Origin of the sequence: Hallella faecis, from assembly GCF_018789675.1 — a bacterium.
GTDB classification, from domain to species: Bacteria; Bacteroidota; Bacteroidia; order Bacteroidales; family Bacteroidaceae; genus Prevotella; species Prevotella faecis.
The window spans coordinates 1-20,568 of sequence record NZ_JAHKBE010000052.1 but is presented as its reverse complement, the minus strand read 5'-3'; the positions used below and the strand labels follow the sequence as shown (position 1 = coordinate 20,568).

General features: G+C 54.2%; 11 protein-coding genes and 1 tRNA gene. 3 read left to right on the top strand and 9 right to left on the bottom strand.

Features of this window, described 5'->3' with window-relative positions:
- Positions 1–162 precede the first annotated feature (162 nt).
- Both KM934_RS10535 and KM934_RS10530 read right to left on the bottom strand, forming a co-directional pair.
- Positions 163–1,071 (bottom strand): patatin-like phospholipase family protein, encoded by a 909-nt coding sequence (locus KM934_RS10535; protein ID WP_215760566.1) that lies wholly within the window; start codon positions 1,069–1,071, stop codon positions 163–165.
- Between the two features lie 29 nt (positions 1,072–1,100).
- Complete coding sequence (locus KM934_RS10530) at positions 1,101–1,658, bottom strand: 5-formyltetrahydrofolate cyclo-ligase (protein WP_215760565.1); 558 nt, start codon at positions 1,656–1,658, stop codon at positions 1,101–1,103.
- Between the two features lie 1,052 nt (positions 1,659–2,710).
- Between KM934_RS10530 and KM934_RS10525 the strand changes: the two genes are divergently transcribed.
- Together KM934_RS10525 and KM934_RS10520 are read left to right on the top strand one after the other, a co-directional pair.
- Complete coding sequence (locus KM934_RS10525) at positions 2,711–4,705, top strand: site-specific DNA-methyltransferase (protein ID WP_215760564.1); 1,995 nt, start codon at positions 2,711–2,713, stop codon at positions 4,703–4,705.
- A gap of 22 nt (positions 4,706–4,727) precedes the next feature.
- Positions 4,728–7,631, top strand: coding sequence for a DEAD/DEAH box helicase family protein (locus KM934_RS10520; protein ID WP_215760563.1), 2,904 nt, complete (start codon positions 4,728–4,730; stop codon positions 7,629–7,631).
- A gap of 456 nt (positions 7,632–8,087) precedes the next feature.
- Here KM934_RS10520 and KM934_RS10515 read toward each other — a convergent pair whose 3' ends face one another.
- The 7 genes from KM934_RS10515 to KM934_RS10485 form a co-directional block, all read right to left on the bottom strand.
- On the bottom strand, positions 8,088–9,029 hold the full coding sequence (locus tag KM934_RS10515) for a DMT family transporter (protein WP_252344973.1): 942 nt from the start codon (positions 9,027–9,029) through the stop codon (positions 8,088–8,090).
- Between the two features lie 143 nt (positions 9,030–9,172).
- Positions 9,173–10,384: a CobW family GTP-binding protein gene (locus KM934_RS10510; RefSeq protein WP_215760562.1), complete on the bottom strand. Its 1,212-nt coding sequence runs from the start codon at positions 10,382–10,384 to the stop codon at positions 9,173–9,175.
- A 109-nt stretch (positions 10,385–10,493) separates the two neighbouring features.
- Positions 10,494–12,818, bottom strand: a complete 2,325-nt coding sequence (gene tamL, locus KM934_RS10505; RefSeq protein ID WP_215760561.1) for a translocation and assembly module lipoprotein TamL — start codon at positions 12,816–12,818, stop codon at positions 10,494–10,496.
- The gene (locus KM934_RS10500; RefSeq protein ID WP_215760560.1) at positions 12,815–17,443 is read right to left on the bottom strand and encodes a translocation/assembly module TamB domain-containing protein; all 4,629 of its coding nucleotides are present in this window, start codon (positions 17,441–17,443) and stop codon (positions 12,815–12,817) included. Before KM934_RS10500 ends, tamL begins: the two co-directional genes overlap by 4 nt.
- An 11-nt stretch (positions 17,444–17,454) precedes the next feature.
- Positions 17,455–18,135, bottom strand: coding sequence for an RluA family pseudouridine synthase (locus KM934_RS10495; RefSeq protein WP_215760559.1), 681 nt, complete (start codon positions 18,133–18,135; stop codon positions 17,455–17,457).
- Between the two features lie 19 nt (positions 18,136–18,154).
- Entirely contained in the window at positions 18,155–18,913 is a 759-nt protein-coding gene (gene fabG, locus KM934_RS10490) for a 3-oxoacyl-[acyl-carrier-protein] reductase (protein WP_215760558.1), read from the bottom strand.
- 346 nt (positions 18,914–19,259) lie between these two features.
- A complete protein-coding gene (locus tag KM934_RS10485) occupies positions 19,260–19,856 on the bottom strand; it encodes a TetR/AcrR family transcriptional regulator (RefSeq protein ID WP_215760557.1) in 597 nt (198 codons plus the stop codon).
- A gap of 213 nt (positions 19,857–20,069) precedes the next feature.
- Here KM934_RS10485 and KM934_RS10480 point away from each other — a divergent pair.
- Positions 20,070–20,142: transfer RNA gene (locus KM934_RS10480), tRNA-Met, on the top strand.
- Positions 20,143–20,568: the final 426 nt, after the last annotated feature.

The following is a 20,568-nucleotide window of genomic DNA, read 5'->3' as shown; positions in this document are numbered from 1 at the left end:
GTTTGCACGATAATTCAGCCCGTCTTCCCTAAATCAGAAACTCCAATTAATTTAGCCTCAGACGGCGTCTGAGCGTAAATACTCACGTGTGTCCTTTATCACTCCAAATGTCGGATGATCCATATTTTTGCTCTATGCCAATGCCCGATGGCGCACCTCCCGTTACGCTCCCAGAGTGTTTTTGAGCCTTTGCCAAAGGGAGGCGTGGGGAGGTTGGTAGGCTGCCAGGGCCTTGCGCATCTGCTCGGCGCCCATGGCGCATATGGGCGCGGCCTTGTCGTAGTCGAATTCGCCATAGCGCTCCATGCTGGCTTCCACCACCAGGTGGGGCTTGCAGAGGGCTATTTGCTGGCGCGTGTTTTGCTCCACCATGATGGCGATGGAGCGGGCGAGCAAGCTGAGGTAGCTTGGCGCCATGCCTTCCTGGTAGCTCATGATGCGCTGAACGATGGAGGCGGGCAGCGACTTGCCCAGCAGTTTCTTCTCCCCCGCGTAGCGCAGAAATTGCTCTTCACGGTAGTTGCGTGCGCATACGTTCACGCCCACGAGCATGTCGCCCTTCGTTCGCTCCACACGGTTCAGCGGCAGGGCGTTTACCAGCGCCCCGTCTACCAGGAGCATGTCCTGCTTTCGCACCGGATTGAAAAACAGGGGGATGGATATGCTGGACCGTATGGCCTCATACAAACTGCCCGATCGGAACACAACCTCGCGGCCGCTGTTCCAGTCGGTGGCCACGGCGGCATAGGGTATGGGCAGGTCCTCGATGTTCACGTCGGGCACAATCTGCTTCAGGGCGTCGATCACCTTCACGCCTTTCACCAGGTGGTTCAGGCTGAAGGAGAAATCGACCAGCGAGAGAATTTGCTTCCGGTCGAGGCCCATCATCCACCGCTTCACCTCGCCGAGCTTGCCTGCGGCATACATGCCTCCGACCAAGGCGCCCATGGAGCAGCCCGCTATGGAGGTTATGGCGTAATGGGCGCGCTCCAACTCCTCGATGGCCCCGATATGGGCCAGGCCGCGGGCGCCACCGCTCGACAGCACCAGCGCTACGTTCTTCTTCTTCATGTTCTTTGCTTTTTTCGGTGTGTGCGCGCTCAGGCGCGGTTGCTCACCACCTCGTCCATGGCGCGGTCGTGGGGATCGGTGGGCACGTGGGCCACACGTTGGAAATGGTAGCACACGCCAATCGTGTAAGCCTCGGGCACCTGTTCAAGGAAGCGGTCGTAGTAGCCGCGGCCACGTCCCAGGCGGTGGCCCTCATCGTCGAAGCTCATGCCCGGCACCACAACCACCTCTATGCGGCCAATGTCGTTGAAGGTCGGCCCCACGGGCTCCAGCAGGTTGTAGATGCCCTCGGCCAGGTCGGCCGGACCCGTGTAGAGGCGTGGCTCTATATGGGCGTCGTCTACACACTTGGGGAGGACCACCGTCTTGCCCGCCGCCAGCAGGGCGTCGGCAAGGTGGCGCGTGTCCACCTCGTCGGGCAGGGCGTAATAGAGCATCACCACTTGGGCCGCCCTGATGCGCGGATGGGCCAGCAGCCGCCGCTCTATCTCGTCCGACCAAGCTTGCCGCTGCTCAGGGGAGTGTTGCTTCTTGCGTTGCCGGATGGTTTTCCTCAGTTGTTGTTTGGGAGATGTGGGATAGTCCATGGTTGTTGGGGTTTGGGGTTATCGTGTGTTCAAAGGTAGCAATAATAATCCAATGCCCATCATCTTCCTGCCGTTTTAACCTTTCTGCCCATAAAAATGCACACAACAAAAACACTCCTGCGAACAGGATATATGTCATGGGCGCAATGGCTGGGTGCTGAAAATGGCCAACAATCTATATATTAATCTACACGGTTTTTTCCGTCGAGCATCGCCTCGCTCCCAAATACGCTATTCTCGCACATTTTTGTAACATCCTAACATTCAGACGCTTACCATTCGAAGGGCCCATTCTTCCCTCCTCGTTCCCCATTCAGCCTTGCGGTTAGGCATGTTTCGACCCACGAAACATGCCCTTTCGAGGCTCCATCTCTTACCTTTCGCGTCTCGATCCCTTACCTTTCGCAACCCGATACATGCCTAACGCCCCATTCCGCCCCTCCCGTTGCCCACTCAAAACGCCAAAATAGACCCTCTCGCCACTCTATTTCGCCCGAAAGTCCAACACACGTTTTACACCAAAATTCGCAACAATCCCGTTTGGGTGTGCCGACTGAGCGAATGATGGATTTCAACTAACCACATTGCGCTACCCAGAAGCCGCGCGATAATGTTTTGCGCAGCAAACCACAAAAAAAGGTTCTTGTGTTTGGGCATTCGAGAAATAAGTATTAACTTTGTTGCGGAAGGATGCCAAGCCGAGTGCAAGGCGAATTCCAAATTTTTGTGGGTTAAAATAATAGCGTTTGCTGTTTATTCGAAAAGTGTTCCTGAAGTTTGGCCGCTGAAGAACAACGTCATAGAATAAATAAGTAAGCGTCCGCTATAGCGTGGACGTTAAACTTATTCTATGACGTATAGGTTAGGCCAAACACCTTGGAACACAGGATAAGTGGACTCGTCCACGTTTCTGCGTTCTGATGGGGATGAGGCTGGTCTTGATGCAAACTTAGGTTGGCTTTGTTGCTATGGATAAGGGTGTTTGGTTGTAGCTTTTATTTTCTGAGTAACAAAGCAGTCGCATTAAAACTATATTTATAAGCTTTAATGCTATGGCAAAATCTCTGATTGAAGAGCTACCTCGCATTGCAAGCGAAGGTAGGCAAGAGGCTCAGCGCATCATCGAGCGATTGAGCAGTGGCACACGCATTGGGTTGCAAACCAATGAGCTGGTGTTGCCTCGCAAGGATGTCTCCGGATTCTTCCGTGGACAAGTTCCCAATATCCCTAATGCATTCAATGCCGCCCTGGATGGGGGTACTTGGATGAACCGTCTGGTGTATGGTGATAATCTCCTGACCATGCAGGCGCTGCTTGCCGGAGACCCTCAGACGGGCTTGCCTTCATTAAGAGGCAAAGTGGATTTGATCTACATCGACCCGCCGTTTGATTCTAAGGCGGATTATAGAACGAAGGTTGTTTTACCCGGTGTTGATATTCAACAAAAGCCAACTGTAGTTGAACAGTTTGCCTATGCTGATACCTGGGAAGAAGGGACAATCTCTTATCTAAAGATGATATATAAACGACTTATTCTGATGAAAGAATTATTGTCTGACACAGGTACTGTCTATGTTCACATAGATTGGCATATTGATTCTTATGTAAAGATAATGCTTGATGATATATTCGGCAAGGATAATTTTAGAGATCAAATAATTTGGTATTATCCTGGAGGTATCAAGGCTGTTCCTCATTATTTTCCTCGTAAGCATGATTGTATCTATTGTTATTCTAAAACAAATAATTATGTTTTTAACAATCAGAGAAAAGGCATTGAAGATAATTCTTTGTATAGTCGATGGATAAAATATAGTGAGGATGGGGAGACTATTACATATAAGAATTTTCCACGTACAGATAAGGTGAAATTTGATATGTATGTAAAAAGATTCATCTCTCAAAATAAACGAGAGCCTAAAGATGAAGATGTAATTTATCGTTTTGAGGGCGCTCTTGTTGATGATGTTTGGGATGATTGTCCTGCTGTCTTTAGATTATTAAATGAAAAAACGGGTTATTCTACTCAAAAGCCAGCATCCCTCCTCGAACGTATCATCAAAGCATCTTCCAATGAAGGTGACCTCGTCTGTGATTTCTTTGGTGGCAGCGGCACCACAGCAGCTGTAGCCGAGAAACTTGGCCGTCGCTGGATTACCTGCGACATTGGCAAGCCGGCATCCCTCGTCATGCGCAAGCGTTTCATCGACCAGGAAGTAAATCCGTTCCTCTATCAGAGCATTGGCGACTATCAGAAAGAGGCTTTCCATAACAACAAGAAGCTTCGCCGAGTGGGCGATCTCTCTCAGGTAGTCTTAGGCCTCTTCGGTGCCTTACCATTCTCTCCAGAGCAGGTGAGCGACAGAAACTTCGGTTACGTCAAGGGCACCCGAAACCTGGTGATGGTGGATAGCCCTAACCGCCTGACCACGGCCGCTACCGTTCGCCGTGCCGTGGAAGCCAAGGCTTCTCTGCTTGGCGGCGACTGGGATAAAGTGATCGTGCTCGGCTGGAACTTCGCCTTCGACATCTCGCAAGCCATCGAGAAATATAAGAACAGCAATGTAGAGGTGCTGGTGATTCCGCCCGATCTGCTCGACAAGCTATCTAAGAAAGGTTTCAAGAAGCTCATCGCCGACAAAACCGTCCGCTTCTCTTCTTTGCAATATCTGGTGGTGAACCCAGTGGAGGTAACCGTGAACGGCAATGGCGAGGATGAACTCAGCATCAGTCTCAGCAACTATGTGCTGCTCTCGCCCGATAATATCCCGCTGGATGATAAGGACAAGGAGAAGTTGCAGCAGGTGATGGAGCAGGACCCTCTCTCGCTGATAGAATATTGGAGCATCGACCCTGATTATGACGGCGATACTTTCCGCAGCACCTGGCAGGATTATCGTGAGAACGTGGATAACGACAGCGACCCGCTGCACTGCGTATATTCCACCCGATTGCACATGCCCCACAAGGCTGAGCGCAAGGTGTGTGTCAAGGCCGTTGACGTGTTTGGATTCGAGAGTCAGGTTATCCTGGATGTGAAGTGCTAAGAACGAATAGGAGATGACAACTATGACAATCAATTCAACTAATATATCTTTGGAATTGGCGCATCGACTCACCGATGTGGTCAATGCCGCCTGGAAGAGTGGGGAGATGCTGGAGAAGGTAACCCCAACCACCGCTTCGCTCTTAAACTATTGGTTTGGAGAGGGCTTCTGCAATGAGCGTGAGAGAAACTTCCACGAGGGTCAGCGTCAGGCTATCCTCAACATCATCTATCTGCACGAAGTGATGGGCGAAAACTGCGTGATGGATGCTTACCAGGGCATCATCCCGGAGCTGATGGATAGGGCCGACTTAGCTCAGCTTGCCAAGCCTAAATATCAGATGCCTAAGTATGCGGTGAAGATGGCTACGGGCACGGGAAAGACGTGGGTGATGCACGCCCTGATCATCTGGCAGATGCTGAATGCACGGCATGAGGATGTGGAGAGCGGACGATTCACGCAGAAGTTCCTGATTGTGGCTCCGGGTCTGATTGTTTACGACCGTCTGCTGGACGCCTTCTGTGGCAGAAAAAAGCGCGACGAGGAATATCGCGACCCTCAGACCAACGACTACTACATGAACCAGGAGGTGTTCATCCCCGAGCGTTATCGTGACGAGGTGTTTTCGTTCATCCATAACAATGTGGTGACCAAGGAGGATGGCATCGGCAGGAAGACCACCGGCGAGGGACTGATTGCTCTGACCAACTGGCATCTGTTTGAAAATCAGATGGAAGAGACGGAGCAGGATGAGGATGTGGACGATTCCAGCACGGTGACGCCTGCCAAAATCGTCAGCGACCTGTTGCCTATCCGTCCGGGCAAGTCGGCGGGCAACGACCTCGGCATGCTCGACCGCCGTGCCTTGGGTGGCACCGAACTGGAATATCTTGCGGGGTTAAAGGATTTGATGGTAATCAATGATGAGGCTCATCATATCCACGAAATCAAGCGTAAGGGCGAAACCGAGGAGGTGGAATGGCAAAGAGGCTTGAATGCCATCAGCGCCACCAAGGGCACCCGCTTCATACAGGTGGACTTCTCGGCTACCCCTTTTGATACGAAGGGAACGGGAGAGAAGCAGGTGAAACTCTTCTTTCCGCATATCATCGTAGATTTCGACTTGCCGATGGCGATGAAGCAGGGACTGGTGAAGCTGCTGCTGCTCGACCGCCGCCAGGAACTCACCGACCTGGAGAACCTGGATTACAACGCCGAGCGGGATGAGCAGGGAAAAGTAGTAGGGCTGAGCGAAGGTCAGCGCATGATGCTTCGTGCAGGACTGACAAAACTGGATAAACTCGAAGATGAATTCTTGAAAGTGGATCCGTCGAAGAATCCCAAGATGCTCATTGTCTGCCAAGACACCACGGTATCTCCTTTCGTTGAGGAGTTCCTGAAATCGGAAGGCTTGGGAGAAGACGACATCGTTACCATCGACAGCAACAAGCAGGGCGAGGTGAAGGATGAGGAGTGGCAGGAAATCAAGAAGAAGCTCTTCGATATAGATAGGTATAAGAGTCCGAAGGTGGTTATCTCGGTGCTGATGCTCCGTGAGGGCTTCGACGTCAACAATATCTGTGTGCTCGTTCCGCTGCGTTCTTCGCAGGCGCCAATCCTGCTGGAGCAGTTGGTGGGCAGAGGCTTGCGACTGATGTGGCGAGAGCCTGACTACATCGACATCAAGCGTGAAGACCGCCTCAGGGTATTGAAGAACCATCAGCCTCCCCGCACCTATATCGACACCCTGTCCATCGTGGAGCATCCGGCTTTCATCAAGTTTTATGATGATTTGCAGGAACAGGGATTGGTGGCTACAGACGATGGAGATGTTGGTACAGAAGGAGCCACTGGCGACATTCTTACCGTGGGTCTTCGTGAGGACTACGAGAAGTATGATTTCAAATGGCCGGTTATCCTGCATGATTCCGTTGAAGAATTGGAAGACTCAGAGATCGATTTGGATGATTTGCTGCCATTCACGATGTATCCGCTGCCTTTGCTCCGCAAGTTCCTGGCAAAAGAGGGCGAAACCTTCGTATCGCAGGAATCACTCACCAAGACCACCTTTGGTAAGTATAAGGTAACGGCCAGTCTCTTCAATGCCAGTGGATATAACGAATATCTGCAGAAGTTGCTGAGGGTAGTAACCTTGCGCTTTGAGAACTGTCGCCGCCAAGGGCTCCCGACCATTCAGATCAATGGGGCACAAACGGTGCAGGTGATGGACTGGTACATCCGGGAGAAGCTATTCGCCATGCCTTTCGACCCGTTCCATGGGAGCGACTGGAAGATATTGTTGGCGAAGGATGGCATTGTGACCAAACACATCGTGGAGCAGTTTGCGGTGGCCATATATAAGATGCAGAGTCGCCTGACCACGATAGGGGCAGAGGTGAGCCATACGGAATTCTCTTCGCTCAGAGCCATCAAGATGAGAGAGGCTTACTCGATGGAGGTGCGGAAGTGCATCTATCCCCGATTGGGCTATCCTTCACACGGCGGAGGCCTGGAAAAGGCTTTCATCGAGTTTTTGGATAGGGATGCCGAGGTGGAAAGATTCCTGAAGATCAACGAGAATGGCCACTCGTTTGCCATCATCTTCTATGTGAGAAAGGACGGTTTGATGGCTACCTATCATCCTGATTTCATCGTGGCTACAGCAGATAAGGTTTATCTGATTGAGACCAAGGGCGACGACAAGGTTGATGATGCGAACGTGCGCCAGAAGCAGACGGCCACCATTGAGTGGATTAAGAAAATCAACGCCCTGGAGCCTGAGGATAGGATGAATCGCACCTGGGAGTATGTATTGGTAGGCGAAAGCGTGTTCTACTCGTTGAGTGGAAGCGGCGCCACATTGACCGACATTTGCAACCAATGCAGGGTGACTTACTCAAGAGCTACAGGAAATCTGTTTGAATGAGAAGGGTTCCTCTTTCATTGTGGTGGGCATGATTGTTCTCGTTAGGGTGAGAAAATGAGCCGTGACGAGGAATCCCACATAATATGGCAACGGCGGATAGTCTCTCAAAGGCTATCTGCCGTTGGGTTACACCCAAGAAACCATCGGTAAAAGTAAAGTATCTCGTCAACCTTTCGTTGACAACCCTTCGCTTGACCGATGGTTGGTTCTGCACAAGGATATCCTTTTCATGTGTCATTATGCCATATACAGTTGGGCAAGGCAAAAAACTAAGCAAAGCAATGATTATTTTTGAAAAACATAGGAAAATCCGCCCATGGTCTTTCAAAACAAAAAGTTCCTGGTTGCCTGCCTGTTAATTTTTCTTGCATAGCTATTGTTATACAGCCCATGTGGCGTTTATTCTCCGTTCCATTTCATGGCACGTTTTCTCGCCATGGCAGAGCTTAAGTAAACTTAGCGCTGCTCATCTGGCTTAACGAAAACGCTCCTCTTTCCGCACACCGCATGATACCCCACCGCCGCAACGATCATGCTCACGCCCATCCAGAACGAGAGGTTGAGCTCTTGCGCCTCGTTGAAGAGAAGCATGGCGAGCGCTATGCTATAGAGCGGTTCGAGGTTATAGCTCAGGTTGACGGTGAAGGCCGACAGCGTGCGTAGGGCTTGCAACTGCGTGAGAAACGGACCGATGGTAAACACCGAGGCGAAGAGCGTGATGAACAACCAGTCGGAACCCTCGGGCATCAACGAGACCGAAGGGTAGAGCATGGCGTAGAAAGGCATGGCAAGCGATAGCACGCACCATCCCGTCAACAACTCATATAGGAGCATCGCCGAGCTCTCCACCCCCGTAGCGCTTTGCACGCGCTTGCTCGCAATGGCAAACAAGGTGTAGAAGAGCGACGAGAACGTGCCGATCACGATTCCCGTGCGGAACTGCATGTTGAGGCCGAAGATGAGCACGATGCCGCCCAACGTTATCAGGCCCAGCAACAAGTCGCGTAGCGAGAAACGCTTGCCGGAAGCCATGGGCTCGAGCAGAGCCGTGAAGAACCCGTTCAGGGCAAAGCACACCACACCCACGCTCACGTTGGCCGCCTTGATGCTGCCGTAGAACAGCACCCAGTGGATGGCCAGCAGCGTGCCGCAACACCCTATGCGCCACGCCTCGCGGAAGGTGGGCCTATGGAGCCGCCCACCAACCGCCAACACCGCGGCGAGCACGCCCGTGGCAATGATCATCCGGTACCACACCAAGGGCAGTTCGGCCAATGAGATCAGTCGGCCAAACACACCCGTGGCACCTGCCAATAGGATGCCCGTGTGGAGCCGCAGATAAGCGTGGGTCGGCTTCGATGGTTTGTTGTGCATAGAGTGGTGCTTGGGTTCTGCCATGGCGAGAAACGTGCCGAAGGAAAACCGTCCGCGATGGGAGGGAGGTTGGTGCCCCTTTTCCCATTGCGGACGATTGCAGTTTGAGAAAGAGCGCGGGCGGGGTGCGCGTGCGCTCCGCCCGTCAAGGCCTGAGGGAGGATGGGCTAATCCTCCAGGCAGTCGTCGAGAAGCGCCTCGATGGCCTTGCGGTCCATGTCCTTGCCGATGAACACTATTTTCTGCATGCGGTCGCCGTAGTTCTCGTCCCAGTCTTTCTTGGCGTTGGGGTTCTGCTCCATAAACTGCTCGAGCTCCTCGGCGGGCATGGAGGCGAACCATTGGCCCGCATTGGTGATGTTGAACTGCTTGCCGCTCTGCTCGAAGAGGTAGCAGGTGTCGGGCTCGTCGCGGAAGTAGCACATGCCCTTGGCGCGGATGACGCTCTTGGGCCATTGGGTGGACACAAACTCGTCGAAGCGGGCAAGGCTCATGGCAGGGCGGCGATAGTAGACGAACGTCTGGATGCCATACTCCAATGCCTCGCCCGACTCCTCGTTCTCCAAATGGTCGTGGTGGTGATGGTGGTGCTCATGCTCATCGTGACGCTCATGGTCGTCGTGGTCGTCGTGGTGGTCATCGCCCTCTTCGCCCTCCATGGCCTCAATCCATCGGGCGGAGGTGGCTACCTTGTCGAAGTTGAACGAGTGGGTGTTGATGATCTTGTTGAGCTCCACGTCGCCATAGTTGCACTCGTAGATGGCTGCCTTGGGCTGGATCTCACGGATGATGGCCTTCAGGTGTGCCATCTCGTCGGGCGAAATCATGTCGGCCTTGTTGAGCAGGATGATGTTGCAAAACTCAATTTGCTGGATAACCAGGCTGGCGAGGTCTTCCTCGTCGTGATCAGCCTTGAGGTGGTCGCCCAATCCAAACTCGTCGCGCATGCGCAGGGCGTCGACCACGGTCACGATGGCGTCGAGGCGCGCCACGCCATTCTTCAGGGCGCCCGGCGCCACCATCTGCGGATAGGTGGTGATGGTTTGCGCGATGGGGGCGGGCTCGCAGATGCCGCTGGCCTCGATGACAATGTAGTCGAACTGGCGGAGGTTGATGAGGTCGTTGAGCTGCTTCACGAGGTCCATCTTCAGCGTGCAGCAGATGCACCCGTTCGACAAGGCCACCAGGCTGTCGTCGGCTTGGCCTACCACGCCTCCCTTCTGGATGAGGTTGGCGTCGATGTTCACCTCGCCTATGTCGTTCACGATGACGGCGAAGCGAATGCCTTTCTCGTTATACAAGATGCGGTTGAGCAATGTGGTCTTTCCGCTGCCTAAGTAACCGGTAAGCAGCAGGACCGGTGTTTCTTTCTGATTCATGTTGGTGTGTTCTATAATCTTGTTGCCTCCCAATCAAAAAGTGTGCCTATTGAGCGGGATGGGCGTTAATTCTTTGTTAAAAACAATGGCTGCGGACCGCGTCTTTTTTTTAGAAGGGGTAGCCCACGGCGAAATGGAGGCTCTGGCTGTTCTTGAAGCTATCAACGTTGTAGAAGCCTGTGTTGTAGGGCACGTGCAGGCCCACACCCCAGTCGAGGCGGATCACGAGGAAATCCATGTCGTAGCGAAGGCCCACGCCGGTGCCCAGCGCCATGTCGCGGAGCGCGTTCTTAGGCTCAAACTTCACGCCGATGCGATCGTCGCTATGCATCACCCACACGTTGCCCGCATCGAGGAAGAGCGCGCCGTAGAGGTTGCCAAAGAGGCGCGGACGATACTCGAGGTTGGCCTGGAACATCAGGTCGCCCGTCTGGTCGAGGTAATAGATGTTGGCCGAGGCGTCGTTGTGGTAATGGCCGGGGCCAATGGAGCGCACGGTGAAGGCGCGCACGCTGTTGGCGCCACCCACATAGAACTGCTCGCCATAGGGCGCCTTCGTCGAGTTGCCGTAGGCCCAGATGGCGCCAAGGGCGGCGTGGCCCACAAGGGTGCTGTGCTCGGTGAGCCGCCAGGTCTTCACAAGGTCGGTCTCCACCTTCACAAACTGGGCGTAGGGGTTGTTGAACATCTCCTTGCCCTGGCGCCCCCATTTCTTGCCGGCGGCCATATAGCCCAACGACAGGAGGTTGCCCGCCTCGCTGATGGTGGTTTGCCAACGGACGGGGTTGAGCAGGTGGGACGGACTGGTGTAGGTGTAGGTGTATTGCATCTTGGGCACAAACTGGTCCTGCATGGTGTAGTAGAGGTAGGGGTTGACCTGCAACACCGAGTCGAAGGCCGCCGTGGAGCTGCGCATATACTCGTAGGAGAACACCAACGGACTGAACAGGTGGCGACTGGTGGCCGACGTCTGGAGGCTGTAGGACCATTCGCCCGACACGATGTGGCGCTTGAAATAGTTGGCGCGGCTGATAATGTCGGACGACATCTTCAGCGTGGTAGTGGGCACGGCGTAGAACCGGTTGCGGCGGTAATAACGCGCCAGGCGGTCGCGGAAGAAATCAACAAACGGGATGACCATGCGCGGGAACATTAAGGAGGCGTCGACGCCATACTCGTAGCTGTTGAACTTCGACTTTGAACGCTCGCCTTGTTGCGACGTCTGCCATTCGTAGCTGCCCTTGAGGTTAATGTCGAGCAGCTCGCCTCCCCGAAACGCGTTGCGCTTGGTGAAACCCATCACGAGGCCCGGACCCACACGGTTGTTGGTCTTGCCCACGAGGTTGCCCTCCACGTAGAAGTCGTAAGGCTTGTCGAGCACGGCGTTGATGCGCAGGTCGAGCGTGTCGTTGGCCGAGGTGGTGTCGCGCGGGGTGAACGTGAAATCGACCACGCTGAACAGGCCCGTGCTGCTTACGTGGGCCATGCTCTCCTGATAGTCCTGGTAGCTATAGAGCTTGTGGGAACGCAACTTGGTGCCTTGCAAGATGACCGGCACACGCAACGGTGGGCGACGCCCACGGAAGCGTACCATGAACGAGCCGCGTTGGAACGAGTCGGTGAGCGCATCGAGGTAGTTTTTGCGTAGGTCGATGCAGATGTTGCCCACATACCATGGGCGCTTGGCCTTGGCGGGAAGCTTCTCGATGGCTTGGAGGCGCACCTGCACCTTGCCGGGGACGGAGGTGGTGTCGGCCAGGTAAGAGGCGTAGGAGGGTTGCCAATAGAAATAGCCGTTGTTGCGAAACAGAGTGCTGAGACGGGTGCGCTCTCCTTCGAGCGTCGACACGTCGAAGGGGTCGCCCGGCTTGATCTTGGCGTCGGAAAGCGTGGAGCGAATCAGGCTGTCGCCCGCGGCGGGGAACCCCAGGTACTGCAAGGTGTCGATGGTGAAGAGGTGGCCGGCATTGACCGTATAGGCAATCTTGGCCTTCTTGGGGTTGCGCAGGGTGCGGGCCTTATAGCTTACGTCGCCCCGGAAATAGCCATGGGCGCGAAGCACCTCCTTGGCCACGGAGGCGCGCAGCTCGGGATTGACCCAACTCATGAGCACGGGTTGCTTGCCAAACGACTTGAGCATCCACCGACCGAAGTTGGAATCGTCGTTCGTGAAGGCGTTCCACACCCATAAACCCACCTGCAACGGCGAGCGCACGCTGCTGCTCCCGAAGAGGGCGCCATTGGGAGCCGTGGCGAGGGCGGCGTCGAGCTCTTCCTGGATGGCGGCATAGTGTCGGCTCTTCTCGGGTGCCTCGTAGGTAATGGCGTCGAGGCCCGTGAACAGCTGGTCGCCCTCGGGGATGTTCTTGGTGGTGGAACAGGCCGCAAACAGACTGCCCACCGCTATGATGAGAAGCAATCGGTAGGTCTTCATTCTTTTTTCTTTTCTTTCTTGGTAGAGTCGGTGGGCATCGTGGGAATCTCGTCCTGCGGGTCCTTAAAGCGGAACAGGTCTTTGAAATGGCGCAACTTGCGTTTCCACATGAAGCCGCCACCAAACTTGCTGACGTTGCCCTCGAGCCAATCGTAACCGTCGCGCTCATAGAAGAGGTTCAGGTATTTGTTGGAGGTGGCGCTCAGGCGATACTCGAACGTCACGTTGTCGAAGAATGTCTCATCTTCCATCTGCACATCGCTGCCCGATGATAGTTTTCCTCCAATGACGATGCGTAAGCGGTTGTTCCAGAAGCGCTTGGCAAACTTGAAGTTGTAATCGGTGTGGAGCGTGCCGTTGTTGCCAAACGAGTTTTCAACGCCAAAGTTCAGGTCGAGGGTGCGCAGGGCCTTGCCCGAGATCTGATTGATCTGGCTGTTGAGGAACGCGCTCAATGCGGAGTTCATGGTGAAGCTGCTGGTGTTGCCATCCGCCAGGTACATGCCTGTGGTGAGCATGGTGACGGCGAGCTTGCCGCGCTCCTCCTTCGACATCGACTGAAGCTGGTTGTGGATGGTCATGTCTTCGGGTGCGTCGATGGTAAACTCGAGACCCATGTCGTTGAGCGTCTTGGTGACGATGACGCCCGAGGTGAACTCGACGGTGCGCCCATTGCCCGACGTACCGCCCACGGTCGACTTGGTGGTCTCGTTGGCCGTGATGTTGAGCGTGGGGTTCATGGGGTCGCCCTTAAACTCGATGTAGCTGCCGTCTTGGATCGTGAAGGTCTTCAGCGGGATGACGGGCAGGGCATATTTCATCTCACCGCTGCCGATGGTGTAGCGGCCACGCACCACAACCTCGTCGACGGGATTGTACTGCAAGCGCAGGCTGCCTCCGCCAACAATGTCTACATAGTTGGAGTGGTCAGCATTGAGGTAGCAATCCACATGGGCGCCATCGTCGATGTTGACGTTGAGGTCCATGTTGAAGCCCGTGAGCGGCGGACGGTTGATGACATCCTCGGCCGTGTCTTGCAGATTAACAAACTCCACAAGGCCCTCCAGCTGGTTGTCGGTGGAGAGGGGCGAGTCTTTCAGGTTGTATCTCAAGTCGGTTGTGCCCAGCACGTCCAGTCGGCCGCGCATCGACAGGTTGCTGACCGCTCCCTGCATCAGACCATAGAAATTTACAAACGCCTTGCCGTAAGCCTCTGACCGCGCCGTTTCCTTTGCGTCGATGAGCAGGTAGTTGTCGGCTCTCATGCGGAGCTTGAGCTGCATGTCGTCGGTGTTGGAGAAGTCGAGATAACCCTGGATGGTGAGCGGCGACGCGTTGTTGGCAAACAGGTCGTAGTTTTCAAACACCAGGTGGCTGCCCGTGATGGGCAACGGGTCGTCGGCGCAGCGCATCACGATGCCGTAGGGCTCGCTGAAGATGTAGGCCGAATCGAACAGCACCTCGCCATTGATGTCGGGTTTGCTCAGTGATCCCTGAACCGTGAGGTTGCCCTCGGCGTAGCCGCGCAGGCCCAGGAGGCGGTCGGGGATGAAGCCGTTGGCCATGCTTAGGGGCAGCCGCTCCAGGCCGACCTCGGCGTCGAGATAGCCTTCGCCAGCCGATTGGTAGGAGCCCGTAAGGGTGCACACCTCATGGCCGTCGTGGGTGAGGATGCCGTCAACATAATGACTGCCGTCGGTCTTTGGCATGTAGGTGAATTCGCCTCCCACGTGGCCCATGGCGTTGCCCTCATAGACCATGTCGGCCACATCGACCGTCGACGAAACCGAAAGCTCGTCGGGGGTCTGCACCACGTGGAAGTCGCCATTGAGGATGCCCGACATGTCTGGCGTGAAAGGAATCATTGCCAAGACTTCTCCAAGGTTGAACTTATGGAGCGTGACGGTTACATCCTGCAACGCGTCGGTGTTCTCATCATTGGTATAGATCTGCACACCCATGCCATCGGCCGACCGTAGGCGCATGTCGGCGCGGATGCGTCGGTCGTCGCCCAAGTAAACGTAGTTGCTGTCGTTCACGGCAAAGCGCTTGTAGCCCAGCACAGGGTCGTCGCCATAGAGGTGCAGGCTGATGCCGTGCTGTTGCATGGAGGCTTGCACGGCGAAGCTCACGCCGAGGCTGTCCTTCCAGTCGTAGAGGCGTGTCTTGATGTAGGTGCCGCGCTCATTGAGGCCGCCGTCGGCAAAAGCGTTGAAGATATACTTGGGATTGTTCTTGCCGTTCTGCACGTGGAGCGAGTAGGTCATGTTGCGCTCGTCCGACGTGAGGTGCAGGCGAATGGTGTCGATCTGGAAACTATCCATCACCAGCGAGTCGACAGATAGGTTGCCATTCAGACCCGCCAAGGGCGATGAGGTCATATTGACATAGAGATTCTCAAACTTGTAGCCTTTGAATTTCAAGAACCTACTGACGATATTCTCCTGACCGCAAGAGAGATACAGGCGAGCGTTGGGCAACTGCTCGCGGAGCTTCGCCTGTTCGATGCGCTTCTCCTTCATCTGGCTCTGGGCCTCGGCCATAAAGCGCGTGCAATGGTTCAACAGGCGGTCGTAGCCGCCCCTGCCATCCATGTCGAGGTGGAAATCGCCGCAATCCACAACGGCGTGGGTGGTGTCGCGACGTGTGAGCACATCGAGCACCACATCCTCGGGACGATAATACTTCTTCGGGTCGTGGATGGTGATGTCGCTCACCATGCCGCGCACCTCATAATATTCCTTGAGGTCGGTGGCCATATCGACGTGGGCGCAAGCCGAAACGGTTAGTGGAACATCGGTGATGCGCAGGTTGTAAAGGTCAAGATGGTGCAAGTCGCCCGCTACGGTGGCGCGCATGCGGCTGCCCGTGGTCAGGGCGTCGAGGTTCACCTGACCTTCGAAGAGCGGGTTGCGGGAGTCGATGTCGGCGTGGATGCGACCGTTATGGATGGTGGCCACGGCGGCCACGTTGTCGAGGTTGTAGTTGCCATATTGGAACGCATTGATGCCGGCCTCGGCCTTCAGGCGCATCTTGGGGGAGAGGATGTTGGCACCCTCGCCTTGGGCGGTGATGTAACCCGTGAAGGGGTGGAAGCCCATCTTGGGAAGGAAATTCTGCAAGGGTAGGCGTTGGGCGTTCAGCCGAACGTTGTAGGCCATCTTCTTGATGTCAACCTGGACGTTGCCGCGCAATTCGCCCCCTCCTTGCGATGCCACGAAGTGGGTGAGGTAGTTGTTGCCGTTGACGCGTATCTTGCCGTCAAACGCTATGCCACTCGGCACACGAACCGTCTTGCCGAGAGCGGATCCGAGCATTGGCGTGAGGAAGTTGAGGTTGTAGGTCTTGGCGTGTAGGGCGACATCGGCCTTGAGATGGTTGGGGTCGGTGAGGTTGGCGGCAAAGCCATCGCCCGTGATGCGAAACGCCGTGGGCAGGAGGAGACGCACGCCCGAGAGGTGCATCTTCTGCATGTTGCCACGTGCCACCAAATCGATGCCCAAGGGGTAGTTGGGCCAGCGGCGAGCCAATTCGCGTGGAAGGTTTGGCCCGGCAATCTTCAGGATGTCTTGCTTGCCCACCTCTCCGTGGACAATGGCTTTCAGCTTGCCCGGCGCTTTGTCGGCGAAGGCGTTGAGATCCATGCCGAAGTCGACCGTCAGGCGCGACTCGGGGGTGGCCAATCGTAGCGACGACACATCCATGCGGGTGCTGTCCATCGAGAATGTGCCACGCAAGCTGTCGACTTGCAAGCCGCTTTTCTCCACGAAACGGCACGACTTGATGCCGAGGTGGAGCTTGGAATCGCAGAAGTAGAACGAGTCGGCCTTGAGATCCAACTTCCTGAGAAACAGGTGGTTGAAATCGAGGCCAGCGGTGGGCTTCTCGTAGTTCTGGTCGTAGTGGACCCCACCGTTGCGCCAATCGAGATGGCCAACGGTATAGAGATTTTTATAAAGGTCGAGATAAGCCTTCTGGGCCTGCGCCTCCCCGAAATAGGTGGCTACGGAGAGGGTGTCGCCCGGCATGTGGAGCGTGAGGCTCGATTGGTGCAGGCGGAGCTGCGCGAGGGCTATCTTCCAATAGTTCGTGCTGGGGGTGGTGTCTTTGGGAACGGTGTCGCTCAGGGCCACATCGAGCTGGGCGTTGGCCAAGACGGCATGGTTGATGTTGACGTGCTCCTTGGCCAGGTCGATGCCGTGGGCCTTCAGGCAGAGCTGGCCTACCTGTCCCTTGATGCGGAGCGAGTGGACGAGGTTGGCGGTGTTGACCTTCATTTGCTCGAAGGCCAACTCGTCGACCATGACCTGGCGATGTATGAGGGGCCACAACTGTACGTCGACCACCACCGAATGGATGTCGGCAACGGTGTCGGTGACGCCCTTCAGCGAATCGTTGGGCTGAAGCACGCTCACTTGATGCAACGCTAAGTCGAGGGGAAATTTCAGGTGCACCTTCCCTACGCTGATGTGCATGCCGAGCTCCTCAGAGGCGTAGTGGGTGACCTGACGGACCGCCCAGTTCTGGAAAGGCGGGAAATAAAATAAGGCAAAAAGCAAGACCACTAACACCAAAGGCGTTAGGATAACAATACCTATTCTTTTAGTTGTCTTGCTCAGTGTCATGCTGATGGGGGTTATGTTTTTACAGTTTCGGCGATGCCGTGCCAAAGAGGATCATCAGGTAGGGGCGAGTCGAGGTGGATCAACTCGTGGGAGACAGGGTGGACAAACTCCACAGAATGTGACAACAACGAGATGCTTCCATCGGGATTGCTGCGCTTGGCGCCGTATTTGAGATCGCCCTTGATGGGACAGCCCATGTGGGCCAGCTGGCAGCGTATCTGGTGGTGGCGACCCGTCATGAGGTGAACCTCCAGAAGGTTGTAATGGTCGGTGTGGCCGATGACGCGGTAGGCGAGCCTCGCTTTCTTGGAGTTGGGCACCTCGCGATCGTAGGCATAGCTCTTGTTCTGTTTCTCGTTGCGCGTCAACCAGTGGGTGAGCGTAGCCTCGGGAATGGCGGGGGTGTTTTTCGTGATGGCCCAATAGGTCTTGTGGATGTCGCCGTCCTTGAACATGGCGTTGAGCCTTGTGAGGGCCTTGCTGGTTCGGGCAAAAATAACAAGCCCCGAAACAGGACGGTCAAGACGATGCACCACGCCGAGAAACACGTTGCCGGGCTTGTGGTACTTCGTCTTGATATAATCCTTTACCGTTTCGGAAAGCGGCACATCGCCAGTCTTGTCGCCCTGGACAATCTCGCCGCTCTCCTTATATACGATAATAATATGGTTGTCTTCGTAAACGACCTGCATGATCAGTGAATCGCGCAGATTACATGTTCATGCCACCGTCGATCTGGATGACCTGACCGCTCACGTAGCTTGCCATGTCGGAAGCCAGGAAGGCGCACGCGTTGGCAATATCCTCGGGCTTGCCACCACGACGAAGAGGAATCTTCTTCATCCAGTCCTTGCGAATCTCTTCGGGCAACTGTTCGGTCATGGCTGTCTCGATGAAACCAGGAGCCACGGCGTTGGCACGCACACCCTTAGGACCAAGCTCCTGGGCGATAGACTTAGCCAAGGCGATCATACCTGCCTTTGAGGCGGCGTAGTTGCACTGGCCGGCGTTACCATGAACACCTACCACCGAAGCCATGTTGATGATTGAACCACTGCGCTGGCGCAGCATGATGGGTGAGCAAGCGTGGATGAAGTTGAAGGCCGACTTCAGGTTGACGTTCAGCACGGCGTCCCACTGCGCCTCGCTCATGCGGAGCATCAAGCCGTCCTTGGTGATACCAGCGTTGTTGACGAGGATGTCGACTGAGCCGAAATCGGCGTGAATCTGCTTGACAACCTTCTCTGTCTCAGCAAAGTCGGCAGCATTGCCAGCGTATGCGCGGCAGGTAACGCCAAGGGCTTCGATCTCCTTGCGTGTAGCCTCCAAGCCAGCGGCCATATCGTCGTTGAGCACAAGGTCAGTGAATGCGATGTTAGCGCCCTCTGAGGCGAACTTCATAGCGACGGCCTTACCAATGCCACGAGCGGCACCAGTGATAATGGCGGTCTTACCTGTTAATAATCCCATTTTGTTTGTTGTTTATTGATTTACAATTAATTACGCCTTTGCTACAGGACTAAGCCAATGCTGTGGGCCGAAGCCGCGTTGGGCGAAGGCCTGCAAATAGGCGCTTTGTTCTTGATGAATGTGTGGACGGTTTCCTACCGAGACAACGTGACGTTTGTAACCGATGCACGTAAAACTCTGCCAGACAACATGCCCAACATACCCATTTTATCGTGCAAATATACGTTTGTTTTTCAATTTCCCAAAGTTTATATGCAACGTAACGCCTGTTTTTAATATAATTTATACTTTACAATATGCGAAACGGCTGTGTGCCCTCGTGTCAAGCACGATGAAAGGGCACACGCTACTTTAGTGCACTGTGCTTGCCCAAGGCGCCATAAACCACCTTCGCTACCAAGGGCTTGCTGGCCTCTTCGGTCAAGCCGTGGCCCAAGCGACCATAGATGAAGGGCACCTCAAGGCCCTTGATGCAATAATGGGTGATGTCGGCCACAAGATCCACATTGTCGATGTCAAACTCGCCGTCGGCCTTGCCGTCGGCATAAACCTTACGAAACAGTTCGATCTCGTCCTCGTCGAAGTTCTTGCGAACCTTTTCCACCGTCCAGATGTTGCGGAAAAACTCGGCGCGTAGGTTGCCATTGCGAACCACCGTCTCCTTAATCATACTCAGATGGGTATAAATGAGCTCGATAATCTTGTCCTGGGGACGTATCTTCTTGGCCGCAACCTCATCCAACTTGTCGCTCAGGCGCTCCAACTCCGATTCGATCACCGCATAATACACATCCTCCTTTCTATTAAAATAGGTGTATAGCGTGCGGCGCCCTTTGCCTGATGCCGCAGCGATGTCGTTCATCGTCGTAGCCGCCACGCCGTTCTTCGCAAACAATTGGCGAGCAACGTCCACGAGCTTCTGTCTTGTCTTCGAGATTGACATATCTTTGTCCTTTCCTATTTTAAAATTGCACAAGCTATTTATGTGTGCAAAAGTAATCAGATTATACGAAATAAACAAGCGAGAACCTTAAAAATATATGAAAAACGAGGTTTTTTGAAAAATAATCGCCAAAACATTTGGTGGTTTGCAAAAATAACCATACCTTTGCACTCGCAATTCAGAAATGAGGCTTAAACCTCATGGATACAACATCGCGGAGTGGAGCAGTTGGTAGCTCGCCAGGCTCATAACCTGGAGGTCGCACGTTCGAATCCTGCCTCCGCAACTTTGTCGGTGTAACATACTGAATATCAGTAAGTTATACCGATTATTCATTTATGCCTTCGACAATAATGCGACAAAGATGGCTCTTAGTAATCCGATTATTAGTGTGTTTTTCATGTGTAACATCCATAAAAGATGTTAACATTATCACTTCTATTTGCGTCAAATCATACATGGTTGCATACAATATTTGTTAAATAGGTTAATTTTGTTTAGTTTTCGTTGTTTAACTTGCACAATTTATGCTATTGTAAACTGCGCCAAATATGCGCCAAAAGCAATTACCACTTGTAATTGTTTGCGATATGCTTACATACTCAAGTTTCGGATTTAGAATTCAAGCCGTTTGAGCATACTCTCTAAGTGCAGCCAATCTCTTGAATAATTTTACGGAACGTTTTCCAAGCACAACTTCAATTTCGGAATA